Source organism: Roseococcus sp. GW821-FHT12F05 (assembly GCF_058806835.1).
Map to the genome: position 1 here is coordinate 1 of NZ_JBXAQB010000023.1, position 17,832 is coordinate 17,832.

At 71.5% G+C, this 17,832-nt stretch carries 14 protein-coding genes and 1 other RNA gene; 7 read left to right on the forward strand and 8 right to left on the reverse strand.

Annotation, left to right across the window (positions count from 1 at the left end; translation table 11 throughout):
• From ftsL to AC1ROY_RS32345, 3 genes are all read right to left on the reverse strand, one after another.
• The coding region (gene ftsL / locus AC1ROY_RS32335; protein ID WP_493153071.1) for a cell division protein FtsL at positions 1-470 on the reverse strand (470 nt) is incomplete at its 3' end.
• Complete coding sequence (gene rsmH / locus AC1ROY_RS32340) at positions 467-1,411, reverse strand: 16S rRNA (cytosine(1402)-N(4))-methyltransferase RsmH (protein WP_493153072.1); 945 nt, start codon at positions 1,409-1,411, stop codon at positions 467-469. The genes ftsL and rsmH, both read right to left, overlap by 4 nt.
• Positions 1,408-1,857: a division/cell wall cluster transcriptional repressor MraZ gene (locus AC1ROY_RS32345; RefSeq protein WP_493153073.1), complete on the reverse strand. Its 450-nt coding sequence runs from the start codon at positions 1,855-1,857 to the stop codon at positions 1,408-1,410. The genes rsmH and AC1ROY_RS32345 overlap by 4 nt, the downstream gene beginning before the upstream one ends.
• 381 nt (positions 1,858-2,238) lie before the next feature.
• On the opposite strand from AC1ROY_RS32345, the gene rnpB reads away from it, so the two are divergent.
• The 3 genes from rnpB (at position 2,239) to AC1ROY_RS32360 (ending at position 4,811) form a co-directional block, all read left to right on the forward strand.
• An RNA gene (rnpB, locus tag AC1ROY_RS32350) (RNase P RNA component class A) lies at positions 2,239-2,635 on the forward strand.
• Positions 2,636-2,851: 216 nt separating this feature from the next.
• Positions 2,852-3,331, forward strand: coding sequence for a DUF305 domain-containing protein (locus AC1ROY_RS32355; protein ID WP_493153074.1), 480 nt, complete (start codon positions 2,852-2,854; stop codon positions 3,329-3,331).
• Positions 3,332-3,347: 16 nt separating this feature from the next.
• On the forward strand, positions 3,348-4,811 hold the full coding sequence (locus tag AC1ROY_RS32360; protein ID WP_493153075.1) for a YncE family protein: 1,464 nt from the start codon (positions 3,348-3,350) through the stop codon (positions 4,809-4,811).
• Positions 4,812-4,905: 94 nt separating this feature from the next.
• On the opposite strand, the gene AC1ROY_RS32365 is transcribed toward AC1ROY_RS32360, so the two are convergent.
• The 3 genes from AC1ROY_RS32365 to AC1ROY_RS32375 all read right to left on the reverse strand — a co-directional run bounded on the left by AC1ROY_RS32365 (position 4,906) and on the right by AC1ROY_RS32375 (position 7,055).
• The gene (locus tag AC1ROY_RS32365; protein ID WP_493153076.1) at positions 4,906-5,445 is read right to left on the reverse strand and encodes a nucleotidyltransferase family protein; all 540 of its coding nucleotides are present in this window, start codon (positions 5,443-5,445) and stop codon (positions 4,906-4,908) included.
• Positions 5,442-6,119: an N-acetylmuramoyl-L-alanine amidase gene (locus AC1ROY_RS32370; protein ID WP_493153077.1), complete on the reverse strand. Its 678-nt coding sequence runs from the start codon at positions 6,117-6,119 to the stop codon at positions 5,442-5,444. The genes AC1ROY_RS32365 and AC1ROY_RS32370 overlap by 4 nt, the downstream gene beginning before the upstream one ends.
• 174 nt (positions 6,120-6,293) lie before the next feature.
• Entirely contained in the window at positions 6,294-7,055 is a 762-nt protein-coding gene (locus AC1ROY_RS32375) for a TerB family tellurite resistance protein (RefSeq protein WP_493153129.1), read from the reverse strand.
• 97 nt (positions 7,056-7,152) lie between these two features.
• Here AC1ROY_RS32375 and AC1ROY_RS32380 point away from each other — a divergent pair, with 97 nt between their 5' ends.
• From AC1ROY_RS32380 to AC1ROY_RS32395, 4 genes are all read left to right on the forward strand, one after another.
• Complete coding sequence (locus tag AC1ROY_RS32380) at positions 7,153-10,815, forward strand: hydantoinase B/oxoprolinase family protein (protein ID WP_493153078.1); 3,663 nt, start codon at positions 7,153-7,155, stop codon at positions 10,813-10,815.
• Positions 10,812-13,628, forward strand: a complete 2,817-nt coding sequence (locus tag AC1ROY_RS32385; protein ID WP_493153079.1) for an AsmA family protein — start codon at positions 10,812-10,814, stop codon at positions 13,626-13,628. The genes AC1ROY_RS32380 and AC1ROY_RS32385 overlap by 4 nt, the downstream gene beginning before the upstream one ends.
• A 68-nt stretch (positions 13,629-13,696) precedes the next feature.
• Positions 13,697-15,097, forward strand: a complete 1,401-nt coding sequence (locus tag AC1ROY_RS32390; protein WP_493153080.1) for a M20/M25/M40 family metallo-hydrolase — start codon at positions 13,697-13,699, stop codon at positions 15,095-15,097.
• A gap of 79 nt (positions 15,098-15,176) precedes the next feature.
• Entirely contained in the window at positions 15,177-16,427 is a 1,251-nt protein-coding gene (locus AC1ROY_RS32395) for an MgtC/SapB family protein (RefSeq protein WP_493153081.1), read from the forward strand.
• Between the two features lie 12 nt (positions 16,428-16,439).
• On the opposite strand, the gene AC1ROY_RS32400 is transcribed toward AC1ROY_RS32395, so the two are convergent.
• Together AC1ROY_RS32400 and AC1ROY_RS32405 are read right to left on the reverse strand one after the other, a co-directional pair.
• Entirely contained in the window at positions 16,440-16,862 is a 423-nt protein-coding gene (locus AC1ROY_RS32400) for a DUF1489 family protein (protein WP_493153082.1), read from the reverse strand.
• Between the two features lie 187 nt (positions 16,863-17,049).
• Complete coding sequence (locus tag AC1ROY_RS32405; protein ID WP_493153083.1) at positions 17,050-17,832, reverse strand: succinate dehydrogenase iron-sulfur subunit; 783 nt, start codon at positions 17,830-17,832, stop codon at positions 17,050-17,052.

A 17,832-nucleotide genomic window follows, 5' to 3' on the forward strand; every position in this document is an offset into this window, starting at 1 on the left:
GTCGCCGCCGCGGCCGCGACCACGGCAGGCGCGGGCGCCGGCACGACGCGCTGCGCCGGCGCGGCGCGGCGGGGCTCCGCCTCCGCCAGCATCGTCGCGGCGGTGAAGACCAGCACCTCGCCCGGGGCGGAGGGCGCGTCGGCGCGGCGGCGGAAGCCGGTGGGCTCCGGCACGAACGCCAGCGCCTGCGGCATGCGGCGCTGCGCGTCGTCCAGCCGCTGGAACTGCGAGGGCTCCATCGGCTGCATGTCGCGCAGGTAGCTCGTCACCATGCTGCGCAGCCGGTCCTGGTCGTTCAGCCGCGCCCATTCCGCCGAGAGCGTCTGGGTCCGCGAGCGCTCGCCCTCGATCTCGCGGGTCACGCCGCGCAGCTCGCGGTCGAGCTTGGCCACCTCCTCCTTGGTCTGGAAGACGTAGAGGCCGGCACCGAGGAAAGCCGCGAAGGTCACGAGGGTCAGCGGATGGATCATGCGGCGCGGCTTTCGGGCTTGCGGAGCAGGGCGCGGAGATGGGCGGAGCGAGCACGCGGATTTTCGGCGGCCTCGGTGGCGCCCGGACGGACGGAACGTGGTGTGAGCAGGGCGAATTCCGTCTCGGCGCGCGGCGCGAGCAGCGCGCCCGGGTCGTGCCGTGACGCCCCTGGCGTGCGGCCGGCGGCCTTCTGGAAGGCGCGCTTCACGATCCGGTCCTCCAGCGAGTGAAACGATACGACAACGATTCGGCCGCCGGGCGCCAGCAGGCCGAGCGCCTGCTCCAGCGCGCGCTCGATCTCGCCGAGCTCGTCGTTCACGCGGATGCGCAGCGCCTGGAAGCTGCGGGTCGCGCCGTGGATGCCGGAGGGGTCGCGGGGGACGGCACGGCGGATGGTCTCGGCGAGGCGCAGCGTGGTCTCGAAGGGGGCTTCGGCGCGATCGCGCACGATGGCGCGGGCGACGCGGCGGGAATGCCGCTCCTCGCCCAGCTCCCAGATGAGGTCGGCGAGCTCGGCCTCGGGCAGGGTGTTCACGAGGTCGGCGGCGCTCGGGCCGGTGCGGCCCATGCGCATGTCGAGCGGCCCGTCGAAGCGGAAGGAGAAGCCGCGCTCGGGCGTGTCGATCTGGAAGCTGGAGACGCCGAGGTCGAGCACCACGCCGTCCAGCGCGGTGACGCCGGCGGCCGAGAGATGGGCCAGCATGTCGCCGAAGCGGCCCTCGATGAGGTGCAGCCGGCCGGGATGGGCGGCCGCCAGCGCGGCGCCGCGGGCGATGGCCTCGGGGTCGCGGTCCATGGCCCAGACGGTGCAGGGGGCGGCCTCGAGGATGGCGCGGGCATAGCCGCCGCCGCCGAAGGTGCCGTCGAGGATGTTTTCGCCCGCGTGGGGGGCCAGGTATTCCAGGACCTCGTTCAGCAGGACGGGGATGTGGCCGGTCATTGGACCGTCCCCCCGGCGGCGCGGGCGCGGGCTTTCTCGGCGAGGGCCTGGCGGGCCTTCTCGATCTGCGCCTCGGCGGCCGCGGGCTCCCAGAGCTCGATGCATTCCATGCGGCCGAGGAAGGCCACGCTGTCGCTAAGGCCGGCGAAGGTGATGAGCTCACTCGGCAGGATCATGCGGCCGTCCGGGTCCGGCGTGATGTCCACCGTGTCGGAATAAAGGGCATAGGCGCGGAAATCCTCGTCCTCGTCCGGCTCGTCGAGCGGGTTCTTGGAGGTGAGGGCGACATCGAAGGCGGAGGCGGGCCAGGCCTCGATGCAGGGGTGGCGGGTGGAACGGCGCAGGACGAGGCCCTCTCCGGCAAGCCGGGTGCGGAACAGGGCCGGAACGCTGCAGCGGCCCTTCTTGTCCAACCCGTTGATGAACTTGCCCCGGAATTGGGTCATCGTGCCGTCGGATGCCCCTGCTCAATGCGCCACAGGGGGAGTGCCGGCTGCTCCGCTCGGGGCGGGAGCAGCGGCCGGCAAGATCCCCCCCGGAACCCTGCCGGCTCGCCCGACCAGCCCTTTCCAAACGGCTCGCCCCCCCGAGCGTGTCCATCTGTCCTGGGCTGGGAGTGGTTTTAGATGGGGGAATATGGGTAATCAAGGGATAACGACGCAGGATCAAACCGGGAACGACTGATGTTGTCGTGTTTTTCCAGTCGTTTAGGAGGGTTCGCTCAAACCTTACCTTCATGGTCTGTCACTTCTCCGCGCGCTGTTGCAATCCGGCAACATGGCGCCGCTTGACCAAGGACGGGCGGATGGCGCAGGAAGCGCGTGATGCCGGGCGGCTGGACGGCCGCTGGTCTGGCGAGCGATCGCCGGGCTGGAGGAAAGTCCGGGCTCCACGGAAATACGGTGCCGGCCAATGGCCGGCGGGCGTAAGCCTAGGGAAAGTGCCACAGAGAACAGACCGCCGCCCCAGCTTCGGCTTCGGCCGGGGTGCGGGCGGTCAGGGTGAAACGGTGGGGTAAGAGCCCACCGCGCTTCCAGCAATGGCGGCGGCACGGTAAACCCCACCGGGAGCAAGGCCGAATAGGGAGGGCAGCGCAAGCAGGGGCATTTCCGCCCCGTCCTCCGGGTTGGCCGCGCGAGGCCCGCGGTGACGCGGGTCCCAGAGGAATGGTCGTCCATGGCTTTCGGGCCAAGACAGAACCCGGCTTACAGGCCGCCCGGCATCATCTTCCGACGCGAAGCTAAGGATTGCCCGGCCTTTGTCGGGGTGGGTCCGGGGAGGCGCGAGCCCTCCCGGGAGGGTTCGCGCCTCCCCTCCAGCATCTCGAACCGAGGCACAAACAAGCAAACCCGCCGTCCTTCGAACTGACAGCCTTCTGAAGGCGCCGTTGCCGCCTGAAGGAGCCGTACCATGCGATATCGACAATTTCCGCGCGTTGGAATGATGGTCCTTTTCGCCGCGGCCGCGATGGCCGGAGCGACGGGCGCGCGGGCGCAGGACATGCCCCCTGGCGCGCCGCCGGCGCAGACTGTCGAGGAAGCCCCCTTCCTCGCCGAGAACAGCGCCGCCATGGACCGGATGATGGCGGACATGGACGTGATGCCGACGGGCGACGTCGATGCCGATTTCGTCGCCATGATGGTTCCGCACCACCAGGGCGCCATCGACATGGCGCGCGCCGTCCTGCGCTACGGCAGGAACGAGCAGATCCGGCGCATCGCGCAGGAAATCATCGTCGAGCAGCAGCAGGAGATCGTCGCGATGCGGCTGGCGCTCGGCCAGCCGCTGCCGCCTTCCGCGCCGGCGCCGACGCAGCCCGGAACTGCGGCGAGCGGGATGCCGGCGCCCGCTGCGGCGGCCAGCCACCACCATTCCGCGACGCTGCACGACGCCATGTCGATGCCGCCCGCCGCAAACTGAGACAGGAATCCCATCCATGAAGAGTCGCGTTCTCGCCAGCCTGCTGGCGACCAGCTTCCTGGCCTGCTCGATGCCGGCCTTCGCCGGGCAGGCGCCCTTCGCCGCCTCCGCACCGGATATCCTGCTGAGCGGCCAGGATCGGGTCTATGCCGCCGAGCAGTTCTCCAACACCGTCTCGGTCACCGATCCCGCGACCAACACGCTCGTCGGCGTGATCCGGCTCGGCGACCCGCAGCCCGGCAATTTCAGCCCGCTCTACAGAGGCCAGGTGCTGGTCCACGGCATGGGCTTCTCGCCCGACCACCGGACCCTCGCCGTGGTCTCGATCGGCTCGAACTCCGTGACCTTCATCGACACGGCGACCAACCAGGTGAAGCACACGACCTATGTCGGCCGTTCGCCGCACGAGGCCTTCTTCACGCCCGACGGAAGCGAGGTCTGGGTGACCGTGCGCGGCGAGGACTACGTCGCCGTGCTCGACGGGCAGACCTATGAGGAGAAGACGCGGATCAGAGTGCCGAACGGCCCCGGCATGCAGATCTTCTCGCCGGACGGCCGGTACGGCTACGTCTGCTCGTCCTTTACCCCCGAGACGGTAGTGGTGTCCGTTGCCGACCACCGGATCGTCGGCCATGTGCCGCAGGAAAGCCCCTTCTGCCCGAACATCGCGGCGACGCCGGACGGCGGGCAGGTGTGGTTCACCCTGAAGGACGTGGGCCGGACCCAGGTCTTCAACGCCCGGCCGCCCTTCAACCTCCTGAGGACCATCGACACCGGCCCGATCACCAACCACGTCAACTTCGCCCGCAACGCCAACGGCACCTTCGCCTATGTGACGGTCGGCGGGCTGAACGAGATCCGGGTGTTCCGCACCGACGATTTCTCGCAGGTCGCGACCATTCCCGTCGGCAACCTGCCGCACGGCATCTGGCCTTCGGGCGACGGATCGCGAGTCTATGTCGGCCTCGAGAATGCGGATGCACTGGCCGCCATCGACACGCTGAGCAACCGGGTGATCGCGACCATTCCGATCGGACAGGCGCCGCAGGCCGTCAACTACGTGCCGGGCGCGGTGCCGGAAGGCGACGGCACGGCCCATCTCCAGCCGCTCGGCGTTGCCGGCCAGACGGCGCACCTCACGCTGACGCGGGCCGGGAACACCCGGGCCGGCGACAGGACGCCGACCAGCGTCTCGCTGTTCGACCAGGGGCTCATCCAGGTCCTGCAGGCGTCCGTCACCGGCCTCGAGCCCGGGAAGCCCTACGTGCTCGCACTGTCGAGCCATCCGGATGGCACGGGCACGCTGGAGCCGCTTTCCGCCTTCATGGCGAATCCGGCGGGCTCGGCCATCGTCAACGCGGTCGGCCCGATCCGCCAGATCGTGCAGGACGGCGCCCGGACCGAGCGGCGCTATCTCGTCATCGCCGCGGGCACGGCGGCTCAGCACGGGGCGGTGGTGCAGCGTCAGGCGAGCAACTGAAGCCTGGGGCCGCCCTGGCCGCCGCGCTTGCGGGGCGGCAGGGGGCCCCTCCCACGGCCACCTGGCATGGCGCGGTCCAGCAAGGATGCCGGCCTCACACGCTCAGGCTCGGCCAGCGTGTGAGCCAGCCCTTCTCGGCGGCGCGCCGTGCCACGACCTCCGGCCGCGCGGCGAAGGCCGGCGTGGGCCGCACCACCATCCCGAGCAGGTCGTCCCAGCCGTGCGGCGCCAGCAGCGCGACCCCGCCGCTTTCCATCCGGGCGGCGACGGCGGTGGCGGTCTCGGGCAAATGCGCGATGGCGTCGGCGACATCGGCATAGGGCGCGTGGCCGTTGCGGCTGTGCATGCGCGCCTGGTTGGTGACGGACCAGGGCAGGCGCAGCACCCTGCGCAGCCGGGCCTCCCAGGCCGCGTCGGCCTGAGGGTCGGTTTCCGCGGCGTCGTGGAACACCACGTCCAGGTCGGCGAGCCCGGCCATATCCGGCCGTCGCCCATGCAGCACGTCCCAGACCGCATTCCGCAGAAATCCCGCGCCGATCCAGGCCCCAGGCGGCCCCTGCGCCGCCACCGCCTCCAGCGCCGCGCGCATTCCCGGATCGTCCCGGCACAGCGCGGCGATGTCCCGGGGCGTCATCCGATGGCGGCGAGCACGCCCTGCATCCGCGCCAGCGTGCCGGCATCGGCCAGGCCGTCGACGCGCTCGGGCCGCCAGTGGCGCTGGAAGGCGGTGACCAGCACGGGCAGTTCCAGGTCGGTGCGGTAGCCGATGCGGCCGAGCAGCTCCCGCGGATCGCCCTCCGCCGGCCCGTCCATGGCGGGCCAGATGCCGATGCCGTTCTCGGCCAGCCCCTGCCAGTCGAAGAGCTCGCCCGGATCCTGCTTGCGGTCGGGCGCCACGTCGCTGTGGCCGATCACGTTGCGGGCGGGGATGGGATGGCGGCCCAGGATCTCCAGGCAGAGGTCGGCCACCGCCGCCATCTGCAGCGCCGGGAAGTGGCGGTAGCCCCATTCATGGCCGGGATTGACGATCTCGATGCCGATGGAGACGTCGTTCAGCGCCTCCCGCCCGCGCCAATATGAGATTCCGGCGTGCCGGGCGCGCAGGGCCTCGGGAACCAGGCGGAAGACCTGCCCGTCCTCCTCGACGACGTAGTGCGAGGAGACCACCGCCTCCGGGTCGCGCAGCCGGGCGATGGCCTCCCGGCCGGACGTCATGCCGGTGTAGTGCAGGATCAGCGTGTCGATGACCGCGCCCGGCGGGCGCTCGTCGACATTGGGGGAAGGAAGCTCCGTGACATCAAGGCTCAAAGCTTGCGCTCGCGCTTGATCCGGTCCCCACCCCTTCGCTTGCGAAGGGGGTTGGCCAAACGGCGTGGGATCGGCCGCGCGCTGCTCACAGCTTGCGCTCGCGCTTGATCCGATCCCCACCCCTTCGCTTGCGAAGGGGGTTGGCCAAACGGCGTGGGATCGGCCGCGCGCTGCTCACAGCTTGCGCTCCCGCTTGATCCGATCCCAGGCATTGTTGATCTCGGCCACCTTGCCCGTGGCCCGCTGGATCAGGTCCTGCGGCGCCCCGCGCGAGGCCATGGCGTCCGGGTGGTTCTCGCGCATCAACTTGCGCCAGGCGGCGCGGACCTGCTCGTCCGTCGCGTCCTTGGGAAGGCCGAGCACGGCATAGGCATCCACGCCCGGCATCTCGTTGGCGCGGGCGCCCGGCCGCGCCTGGCCGTCGCGGGCGCGCTCCCACTCCTGCGCGTGGAGCCCGAAGCCCGTCTGCACCCGCTGCAGGAAGCGCACCTCGCCGCGGGTCAGGGGGCCGTCGGCCCGGGCGATCTGGAAGAGCGCGCCCAGCACGTCCTCCAGCATGGGCTTCTCGGCGGCGAAGGCCTCGCCGAGGCGGTCGGCGAAGGGCTCGAAATCCTCGGCCGTCTGCCGGGCCTCGTCGAAGAGCTCGGCCACATCCTTCATGTTCTGCGGGGGGATGCGGAACATGCGCTTGAAGGCGTCGATCTCGGCGCGGACCACCGGCCCGTCGCATTTCGCGAGCTTGGCCGAGAGCACGACCACCGAGATGGCGAAGAGCTGCTCGCGCGAGCCCAGCATCGCCGCCATGTTCGCGGCGTTGGGGCCGAGCCGCGTGGCGCTGTCAGCGGCATGCCCCGCCACGGCCCCCATGAGCGCGCCGACGGGCCCGCCCGTCGCGAAGCCCGCGATCCCCCCGATGATCTTGCCCCAGAAGCCCAAAGCCAATCCCTTTGCCTCCGCAGGGAAGTAACACGCCGACCCCCTTGCGCGCCACGCCCCGGGCCTGCAAAGCGGACGGCAATCGAGGAGTTTTCGAATGAGCGTTGGGACTTGGCAGTTCTGGATCGATCGCGGCGGCACCTTCACCGATGTGGTGGCCCGGCACCCGGACGGATCGCTCTCCACCGCCAAGCTGCTCTCCGAGAACCCCGAACGCTACAAGGATGCCGCGGTGGCCGGCATCCGCCAGGTGCTGGGGCTGGAGGCGGGCGCGCCCCTGCCCGAGGGGCTGGTCGAGGCCGTGAAGATGGGCACGACGGTGGCCACCAACGCCCTGCTGGAGCGCAAGGGCGAGCGCGTGCTGCTGCTGGTGCCGGTGGGCTTCGCCGACATGCTGCGCATCGGCAACCAGGCGCGGCCGCGGCTCTTCGATCTCGAGGTGAAGCTGCCGGAGCTGCTGCACGAGCGGGTCGCCGAGATCGGCGGCCGCGTGACGGTGGACGGCACCGGGATCGAGCCGCTGGACGAGGACGCGGCGCGCAAGGCCCTGCAATCCGCCTACGACGACGGAATCCGCGCCGTCGCGATCGTGCTGATGCATGCCTGGGCGCATCCGGCGCATGAGCTGCGGCTGGGCGCCATCGCCGGGGAGATCGGCTTCCCGCAGATCAGCCTGTCCCACAAGGCGAGCCCGCTGCCGCGCATCGTGCCGCGCGGCGACACGACCGTTGTGGACGCCTACCTCTCGCCGATCCTGGGCCGCTATGTCCGGCAGGTGGCGTCGGAGCTGGCCGGCCCTGTCCGATCGATCGACGCCGAAGGCGGAGAGCGTGAATCGGCCGGGCAGCAAATCAAGCTCTACTTCATGCAGTCCTCCGGCGGCCTGGCCGAGGCCAACAGCTTCCAGGGCAAGGATGCGATCCTGTCCGGCCCGGCCGGCGGCATCGTCGGCGCGGCGCGGACGGCGGCCATGGCCGGCTACGACCGGATCATCGGCTTCGACATGGGCGGTACCTCGACCGACGTGGCGCTCTATGCCGGCGCCTTCGAGCGCGCCTTCGAGACGGTGGTGGCCGGCGTGCGCATGCGCGCGCCGATGATGGCGATCAACACGGTCGCGGCCGGTGGCGGATCCATCCTGAAGTTTGACGGCGCGCGCTACCGCGTGGGGCCGGAAAGCGCGGGCGCGGTGCCGGGCCCGGCCTGCTACCGTCGCGGCGGGCCGCTGACCGTCACCGACGCGAACGTGATGGCGGGCAAGATCCAGCCGAAGCATTTTCCCGCGATCTTCGGGCCGAACGGCGACCAGCCGCTCGACGTGGAGATCGTGCGCGAGAAATTCGCTGCGCTGGCCGCCGAGATCGCGGCATCCACGGACACGAAGCCTTCGCCCGAGGAGGTCGCCGAGGGCTTTCTGCGGATCGCCGTCTCCAACATGGCCCATGCCATCAAGCAGGTGAGTCTGCAGCGCGGCTACGACGTCACGAAATACGCGCTGGCCTGTTTCGGCGGCGCCGGCGGGCAGCATGCCTGCCTGGTGGCCGACGAGCTCGGCATGGAGACGGTCTTCATCCACCCCTTCGCCGGCGTGCTGAGCGCCTATGGCATGGGCCTCGCCGACCAGGCGGTGATCCGCGAAGCGGCGGTGGAAAAGCCCCTCGCGCCCGAGGGCATGGAGGTGCTGGAAGCGCGCCTCGCCGAGCTGGAATCCGCCGGCCGGACCGAGCTGGTCCGCCAGGGCGCGGCGGCCGAGAAGCTCAAGGCCGAGCACCGGCTGCACCTGCGCTACGCCGGCACGGATTCCTTCCTGCCGGTGGCGTTCGGCGCCTATCACGACGTGCTGCGTGAATTCACCGAGGCGCATCGCGCGCGCTTCGGCTTCGCCACGCCCGAGCGCCAGGTGGTGGTCGAGGCCGCGCTGGCCGAGGTCACCATGCCCGGCGAATCCGTACAGGAGGAGAAGCTGGCCGATCGCCCCGCCGGCGAGGCCATCCCGCTGCTCGACCGCGTGACGCTTTTCGCCCAGGGCGCCGCGCATGACGCGCCGGTCCATGACCGCGAGGCGCTGCTGGCCGGCGACGCCATTCGCGGCCCGGCCCTGATCCGCGAGGCCATCGCGACCACCGTGGTCGAGCCCGGCTGGGAGGCGCGCGTCACGCCGCTGAACCACCTCGTGCTCCACCGCATCGAGGCGCGCGCCGCTGCGCGGCTGGCCGAGACGGGCCGCGTCGACCCGGTGATGCTGGAACTGTTCAACAGCCTCTTCATGTCCATCGCCGAGCAGACCGGGGTGGTGCTGCAGAACACCAGCCTTTCCGTGAACATCAAGGAGCGGCTCGACTTCTCCTGCGCCATCTTCGACGCGACGGGCCAGCTCGTGGCCAATGCGCCGCACGTGCCGGTGCATCTCGGCGCGATGGGCGAGAGCGTGCGCACGGTGATCCGCTCGCGCGGCAAGACGCTGCGGCCGGGCGACGTGGTCGCGCTGAACAATCCCTACAATGGCGGCACGCACCTGCCCGACGTGACGGTGATCACGCCCGTCTTCGACGAGGCCGGCGAGGAAATTCTCTTCTTCGTGGGATCGCGTGGGCATCACGCCGACATCGGCGGGCTCACGCCGGGCTCCACGCCGCCGGGCTCCGCCACGCTGGAGGAGGAGGGCGTCGTCATCGACGACTTCCTGCTCGTCGATGCCGGCCATTTCCGGGAAGCCGAGTTCCGGGCCCTGCTGGCTTCCGCCCGCTATCCCGCGCGCAGCCCGGACGTGAACGTGGCCGACGTGAAGGCCCAGGTCGCCGCCAACGAGATGGGCGTGCAGGAGCTGCGCCGGGCCGTGCGCGAGTTCGGCCTCGGCGTCGTTCGCGCCTATATGGGCCATGTGATGGACAATGCCGAGGAGAGCGTGCGCCGCGTCCTCTCCACGCTGAAGGACGGCCGCTTCGAGACCGTCACCGATGACGGCACGCCGCTCGTCGTCGCCGTGCGCGTGGATCAGGCGAACCGCAAGGCGGTCATCGACTTCACCGGCACCGGCCCCGAGCGCCCCGACAACTTCAACGCCCCGGCCGCCGTCTGCCGGGCGGTGGTGCTCTACTGCTTCCGCACGCTGGTCGGCGAGGACATCCCGCTCAACGACGGCTGCCTCAAGCCGCTGGAGATCATCGTCCCGCCCGCGAGCTTCCTGAGCCCGACGCCGGGCCGTGCCGTGGTCGCCGGCAACACCGAGGTCAGCCAGGTGACCTGCAACGCGCTGCTGGCTGCGCTCGACGCCTGCGCCGCTGCGCAGTCCACCATGAACAACTCGCTCTTCGGCGACGACACCTACCAGTATTACGAGACGATCTGCGGCGGCACGGGCGCGGGCCCGGGCTTCAACGGCACCAGCGCCGTGCAGACCCACATGACCAACACCCGCATGACCGACCCCGAGATCCTGGAGATGCGCTATCCCGTGCGCCTCGAGGAGTTCTCGATCCGCCGCGGCTCGGGTGGCGCCGGGAAATGGCATGGCGGCGACGGCTCGCGCCGCCGCATCCGCTTCCTGCGCCCGATGCAGGCGGTGGTCGTCGCCTCGCGCCGCAACGTCGCGCCGCATGGCCTGCATGGCGGCGCGAACGGCGCCCCCGGGCGCCAATGGGTCGACCGCGCCGACGGCACGCGCGACGTCATCCCCGGCAATGCGGGCAAGGCCGACCTGGCGCCCGGCGACATTCTCGTCGTCGAGACGCCCGGCGGCGGCGGCTGGGGAGAAAGTTGAGCCGAGCCGCCACCGCGCGCGGGGTCATCCTCGCGCTTCTCGCGGGGCTTGCCGCCCTGGCGGCGGTGGCGGCTTACCTGCTTCCCAAATACCTCGACTGGGACCGCCATCGCGGCACCATCGCCGCCATCGCCTCCGAGCGGCTGGGCCGGCCCGTCTGGCTCGAAGGCCCCGTCACGCTGGAGTTGCTGCCCCAGCCCCGGCTGCAGGCGTCGCAGATCGTCATCGGCCAGACTGCTGATGACGTCCGCATGTCGGCCCGCGCGCTGCGGCTGCGGCTCGACCTCGGCGCGCTGCTGCTGGGCCGCATCGAGGTGCGCGAGCTGGCACTGGTCGGTGCCGACATCCGGCTGCCCTGGCCGCCGACGGCGCTGCCCGGCCTCGCGCCGCTGCCGCGCCTGACCGCGCTCGATGCGCGGCTGGAGGACAGCCGCATTTCCATCGGCGATGCGGTCATGGAGGGCGTCTCCGCGCGCCTCACGGCCGGCAACCCCTCCGAGGCGCTGACGGCCGAGGGCGCGCTGGTCTGGCGCGGCCGTCCCGTGCGCTTCCAGGCCACGCTCGGCCGCGCCGGCGACGACGGCATCGCGCCGCTGGACGTCTCGGCGAGCCATGCCGGGGTGAACCTCCAGGCCCGCGGCGCCCTGCTGGCCGAGGGCGGCTTCGAAGGACGGTTGGAAATCGCCGGTCCCGACCTCGCCGCGGTGATCCCCGCGCCGCCGGGTCCCTTCCGCGCGACTTCCACCCTGCTCGCCGGCGCCGAGGCGCTGACCGCACGGCAGCTGGCGCTGGAGGTCGGCGGGCAGGCGGTGCGCGGCTCGGCGCTGCTGCGGCTGGGGCGCGAGCCGCGCTTCGACCTGACGCTGTCGACGCCGCGCCTCGAGGTGGAGCCCTGGCTCATGGCGCTGCGCGGCGCCGGGCCGCAGGCGGTGCCCGTCTCGCTCGACCTCTCCGCCGAGGGCGCCACGCTCGGCCCGCTCCGCCTGCGCAAGCTGCGCGCCGGCGCCTTCCTGCAGGGCGAGCGGCTGACGCTGAGCGACGTCTCGGCCGAGCTTCCCGGCGAGACCACGCTGGAGCTCTCGGGTGCCAGCGCCGGGCCGCGGCTGGACGTGGCGCTGCGCTGGCGCTCGGCCCGGCCCGAGCAGCTCGCCGAGGCGATGGGCCTGCCGGCCCGCTGGCCGCTGCCCATCGGCGGCTCCGAAGGCCAGCTCCGCCTCTCCTGGGAGGGCCAGCAGTTCACCGCGACCGACCTCACGGCGCGGCTGGGCGCGACGCGCGCCACCGGCGGCTTCGTCTGGCGCCAGCAGGCCCGGCCGAGCCTCGCGCTCGGGCTGGAGTTCGACACGCTGGAGACCGCCGTCACGCCCGGCCAGCTCCTGACCTCCCTGCGCGAGGCGGGCACGGACGCCGACTACCAGCTCCGCCTCGGCTTCGGCCGGCTCGCCCTGGGCGGCTCCGTCTGGGACAAGCTGACCGTGGACGGCGCCGCCGAGAACGGGCGGCTGCTGCTGCGCCGCCTCGCCGGCCGCCATCTCGGCCTGGACGTGACGCTGGCCGGCACGCTGGCCGCCGGGCGCGTGAGCGACCTCAGCCTGGAGGCCGAGGGCGTGGCCGGCCCGCTGCTCGCCCGCCTCGGGCTGGAGCGGTCGAGCCTGGCCGCCCTGCCGCTCCGGCTGCGGGCCACCGGCGCCGGCCCGATGGACGCGCTCGCCGTCCGGCTGGAGAGCGACCTCGCCGAGGCGCGCATCGAGGCCCAGGCCACGCTCGACGAGCCGCAGGGCCGCGCGCAGGGCACCGTGACCGTCCGCCACCCGGGCGCCGCCCGCATGATCGGCACGCTGCTGGAGCGCGCGCCGCCGGCCTGGATCGGCGAGGGCTCCTTCTCGCTCATCGCCAACCTGGCCGGGCGTCCCGAGGCCTGGAGCGCCGAGAGCTTCGAGCTCGTCGCGGGCGGGCTGCGCGGCCGCGGCCAACTCGCCGTCGCGCCGGCCGAAGGGCGCCGGGCGGTGACCGGCCGCCTCGCCATGGAGCGCCTGCCGCTGCCAGACTGGCGCAACCTGGACCTCGGCACCTGGCCCGACCTCAACCTGGACGTCGCGCTGACGGCCGAGCGCATCGAGCCCATGGACCTGCCGGCGATCGAGCAGGCCTCGGCCAATCTCCGGGCCGACGCGGCGTCGCTGCGGCTGGAGGACCTGCGCGGCAGCCTCGCCGGCGGCACGCTGGCCGGCACGGCGCGGCTGGAGCGCGGCCCGGCGCTGCGGCTTTCGGCTGAAGGCAGCTTCACCGACGTGGTGCTCTCCGGCCCGTTGTCCGGCCGCCCTGTGGATATCGGCGCCGGCCGGCTCTCGGGCGAGTTCCGGCTGGCCAGCACGGGCAATGCGCCGGCCTCGCTGGTCGCCGGGCTGAGCGGCGCCGCGCGGCTCACGCTGCGCGACGGCGTGGTGCAGGGGCTGGACGGCGTGGCGGCCGCCGGCGCGCTCGGCCTCGGCGACCTGCGCGCGGCGGAGGCGGCGCTGCGCGCGGCCCTGCGCGGCGGCGCCACCCCGGTCGAGCGCGGCGCGGCGAGCCTCTCCCTGGCCGCCGGCACCGTCACCATCGACGATGCGGCGCTGACCGGCGATGCGGGGCTGGTGCTGGGCCTCTCCGGCCAGATCGACCTGCCGCGCGACGTGCTCGACCTCCGCCTCACGCTGCCGGTGCAGGAGGGCGCGCCGGAGGTCGGCTTGCGGCTCACCGGGCCGAGCATGGCTCCGCGCCGGCTGGTGGAGATCGCGCAATGGTTGCGCTGGCGCGCGGAACACTCGCCCTGACCCATGGACGTATGCCGTTGGGCACGGCAATTTGTGGTCCCGGACCGGTCCGAAAAGGCAGTATTGAGATGACAATTGAGACAGGTACCCGGGCCGACGCCCTCGCGCGCGCCGCCGCGATGTTTGACGAGGGGCAGCTGAAGGCGCGGCTCTCGGATTTCGTCGCCATTCCCTCGACTGCGCAGGATCCGGCCTATGAGCCCTATCTGGCGCGGTATCTGGAGCAGGCCATCAAGCCCTGGGTCGAGAGCCTCGGCTTCACCTCGGTCACCCTCCATCCCAACCCGCTGGCGGGCTTCGGCCCCATCCTGACCGCCGAGCGCATCGAGGATCCCGCGCGCCCGACCGTGCTGCTCTACGGCCATGGCGACACGGTGCGCGGCCTGGACGACCAGTGGAGCGAGGGCCTCAAGCCCTGGGAGCTCATCGAGCGCGACGGCAAGTGGTACGGCCGCGGCACGGCCGACAACAAGGGCCAGCACGTCATCAACCTCATGGCGCTGGAGGCCACGCTGGCCGCGCGCGGCGGCAAGCTGAACGCCAACGTCAAGCTCGTCCTTGAGATGGCCGAGGAGCGCGGCAGCCGCGGGCTGCGCGAGTTCGTCGCCCAGAACGCCCGAGCGCTCGCCGCCGATGCGCTCATCGCCAGCGACGGCCCTCGCGTCATGCCGGAAGTGCCGACCATCGCCACCGGCACGCGCGGCACCTTTCACTTCGACCTCGTGGTGAAGCTGCGCGACGGCGGCGTGCATTCCGGCCATTGGGGCGGACTCACCACCGATCCGGCCGTGATCCTGGCCCATGCCATCGGCACCATGATGGACCGCAACGGCAAGATCCTCGTGCGCGACTGGCTGCCTCGCAACGGCGTCCCCGCCGACGTCCGCGGCGTGCTGCAGGGCTGCGAGGTCGGCGGCGGCGGCGAGGCGGCGACGATCGACCCGGACTGGGGCGAGCCCGGCCTGACGGCAGCCGAGAAGATCTACGGCTGGAACAGCCTCATCATCCTGGCGATGATCAGCGGACAGCCCGAGGGGCCGGTGAATGCCGTGGCGCCCGAGGCCCGCGCGCATTGCCAGATCCGCTACACCGTCGACAGCGATCCCGACACCTTCGCGGACTCGCTGCGCAAGCACCTCGACGCGCACGGCCTGCAGAACGTGAAGATCGAGAACGCCTTCACGCGCATGCCGGCCTCGCGCACCTCGCCCTCACACCCCTGGGTCGTCTGGGCGCGCGAGAGCTTGGAGAAGTCGCTGGGCAAGCATGTGCAGGTCATCCCGAACTCCTCGGGCGGCCTGCCGGGCGACGTCTTCGTCGATCACCTGAACGTGCCGCTGGTCTGGGTGCCGCACAGCTACAACGGCTGCAAGCAGCACGGGCCGGACGAGCACCTGCTGCCGGGGCCGGCACGGGAAGGGCTGCTGGCCTTTGCCGGGATGTATTGGGATCTCGGGGAGAAGACGTAAGGCGGGGGCTCTGCCCCCGAACCCCCGCTGGGGATCGTGTCGATCCCCAGACCCCTGACGTCACTATATATCCTTGATCATGGACAGCCTTCTGCTCCGACTCGGGTTGGCGCTCGCGATCGGCCTGCTGGTCGGTCTCGAGCGGGGCTGGCGCGAGCGCGATGAGCCGCCCGGGAGCCGGACCGCGGGCATCCGCACCTATGGCATCTCCGGCCTGCTCGGCGGCGTGCTGGCAGCGCTGGCCCAGGCCTTCGCGGCGCCGTCCATCTTCGTCGCGGGGCTGCTCGGCTTCGCCCTGGTGTTCGGCTGGTTCAAGTTCCAGGAAGGCCGGCACGACCGGAACTTCAGCGTCACCGGCACCGTCGCCGCGATCTGCGTCTTCGCCCTCGGAGGCCTCGCCGTGGCCGGGGACACCCGCGTCGCGGCGGCGAGCGGGGCCGCGCTGGCCGCCCTGCTCGCCAGCCGCGAGGCGATGCACGGGGTGCTGCGGCAGGTCACATGGATCGAGCTGCGATCGGCCATCGTGCTCGCGGTCATGACGGCCATCGTCCTGCCGCTCCTGCCGAACCGCACCATCGATCCCTGGGGCGGGCTGAACCCCTGGGAGATCTGGTTCTTCACGGTGCTGACGGCGGCGATATCCTTCGCGGGCTACGTCGCCGTGCGTGTCCTCGGGCCCGCCCGCGGGCTGCTGGTCAGCGCGCTCGCGGGGGCCCTGGTCTCCTCGACAGCGGTGACCCTGGCCTTCGCCCGGACGGCCCACCAGAGCGCCAATGTCCGGTCGCTCGCCGGCGCGGCCGCGCTGGCCGCCATGGTCTCGATCCTTCGGGTCACGGCGATCGTCACGATTCTGCAGCCGCGCGTCCTGCCGGCGATGGCGCCAGCGGCGCTTGCGGCCGCGTGCACCTTCGCGCTTTTCGGACTCCTGCTGCTTTTCCACGGCCGTGGTGAGGAAACGTCGTCGCCGTCGCGCAATCCCTTCGCTCTGGGAGGGCTGCTGCTGTTTGCGCTGCTCTTCGCGATCGTCTCGACCGCCAGCGCGGCGCTGGTCGGCCAGTTCGGCGGCGGAAGCCTGCTGGCGACCTCAGCGCTGTCCGGGACCTTCGATGTCGACGTCGCCGTGCTGAGCGCCCTTCGTCTCTTCGATCAGGGCCTTGCGGAACAGATGATCGGGCGGGCGGTCCTGGCGGCGCTATGCGCCAACGCGCTGGGCCGCCTGGCCCTGGCCATTCCCGCGGGGCCCGTCGCCTTCTGGCTTCCGCTGGTCGCAGCGACTGTCTGCGCCCTCGGCGCGGGCTTCGCGGCCTTCCTGCTCGTCGGAACGGGCTGAGGCCGGCAGGCCTCAGATGAGCCTGGCCTCGCGCAGCGCGGCCCGAAGACTAGGGGGGAGGGCTTCGATGCCGGGGGCCGTGCTGTGGTCTGCCAGATCCGGCGGCGCGGCCTCAGGGTCGAGATAGCGCCAGCCCTGGAACGCCTTCACCGATCGGGCCGCCACCGGGACCAGCACCGGATCGAGCACGATGCCGGCGCAGGCCGTGCCGTCCTCCATCGTGTCCTCGATGATGTCCACGATCCGCTGGCGCGCCTGGAGAAAGCCCGCGATCACCCAGTAGATGCTGCCGCCGTCCAGGATGTCGTCACGCCGCTTGGGCCGGTTGCGGGTGCGATGCCGCAGCGGCGCATGCGTGATCGCGCGCTCCGCCTGCCAGGCCTGCAGGCCCGCGACATCCTTCGAGCCGACGGAGAGCTTGATGAGATGCAGCATCCCGGAATGAATGGGCCCGACCCCGGAGTCGGGCAAGATCGCTGCAGGAAATGGCTGTGGAGAACTCGCGGCGCCCAACCAAATCCGGCCGCGACTGCGGCCGGCGCCGCCCAACTGGCTATACGGCCTGGAGCATCAGTGGCGCGGCGAAGCCAAGCGCGCGCCCGGCCTCTGAGGGAGGCAGGGTTTAACCCTGCCTCGTGACCATCAAGGTCTTGATCTTGCCGATCGCTTCCGCCGGGTTCAGCCCCTTCGGGCAGGTCCGCGTGCAGTTCATGATCGTGTGGCAGCGGTAGAGCCGGAAGGGATCCTCCAGGTCGTCCAGCCGCTCGCCGGTCGATTCGTCGCGGCTGTCCGCGATCCAGCGATAGGCGGCCAGCAGGATCGCCGGGCCCAGGTAACGGTCGCCGTTCCACCAGTAGCTCGGGCAGGAGGTCGAGCAGCAGAAGCACAGGATGCACTCCCACATGCCGTCGAGCTTGGCGCGCTCCTCCTTGGACTGGCGGCGCTCCTCGTCCGGCGGCGGGGGGGTCTCGGCCTTCAGCCAGGGCTCGATGCTCCGGTACTGCGCGTAGACCTGGCTCAGGTCGGGCACCAGGTCCTTCACCACGGGCATGTGCGGCAGCGGCGAGATGCGGACGTCGCCCTTCACCTCGTCGATGGGCTTGAGGCAGGCCAGCGTGTTCAGCCCGTCGATATTCATCGCGCAGGAGCCGCAGATGCCCTCGCGGCAGGAGCGCCGGAAGGTCAGCGTCGTGTCGACCTCGTTCTTGATCTTGATGAGCGCGTCCAGGACCATCGGGCCGCACTTGTCGAGGTCGATCTCGAAGTTGTCGGTGCGCGGGTTCGCGTCTTCGTCCGGATCCCAGCGGTAGATCTTGAAGGTCTTGACCTTCTTCGCGCCGGGCTCGGCCTTGAAGGTCTTGCCGCCCTGGATCGTCGAGTTCTTGGGGAGGGTGAAGGTTGCCAT

Excerpts from the sequence above, each read along its gene's own strand:
- AC1ROY_RS32360 (WP_493153075.1), top strand. The coding sequence starts at position 3,348 with ATGAAGAGTCGCGTTCTCGCCAGCCTGCTGGCGACCAGCTTCCTGGCC.
- AC1ROY_RS32395 (WP_493153081.1), top strand. The coding sequence starts at position 15,177 with ATGGACAGCCTTCTGCTCCGACTCGGGTTGGCGCTCGCGATCGGCCTG.
- AC1ROY_RS32400 (WP_493153082.1), bottom strand. The coding sequence starts at position 16,862 with ATGCTGCATCTCATCAAGCTCTCCGTCGGCTCGAAGGATGTCGCGGGC.
- AC1ROY_RS32345 (WP_493153073.1), bottom strand. The coding sequence starts at position 1,857 with ATGACCCAATTCCGGGGCAAGTTCATCAACGGGTTGGACAAGAAGGGC.
- AC1ROY_RS32365 (WP_493153076.1), bottom strand. The coding sequence starts at position 5,445 with ATGACGCCCCGGGACATCGCCGCGCTGTGCCGGGACGATCCGGGAATG.
- AC1ROY_RS32355 (WP_493153074.1), top strand. The coding sequence starts at position 2,852 with ATGATGGTCCTTTTCGCCGCGGCCGCGATGGCCGGAGCGACGGGCGCG.
- AC1ROY_RS32405 (WP_493153083.1), bottom strand. The coding sequence starts at position 17,832 with ATGGCAACCTTCACCCTCCCCAAGAACTCGACGATCCAGGGCGGCAAG.
- AC1ROY_RS32390 (WP_493153080.1), top strand. The coding sequence starts at position 13,697 with ATGACAATTGAGACAGGTACCCGGGCCGACGCCCTCGCGCGCGCCGCC.
- rsmH (WP_493153072.1), bottom strand. The coding sequence starts at position 1,411 with ATGACCGGCCACATCCCCGTCCTGCTGAACGAGGTCCTGGAATACCTG.
- AC1ROY_RS32380 (WP_493153078.1), top strand. The coding sequence starts at position 7,153 with ATGAGCGTTGGGACTTGGCAGTTCTGGATCGATCGCGGCGGCACCTTC.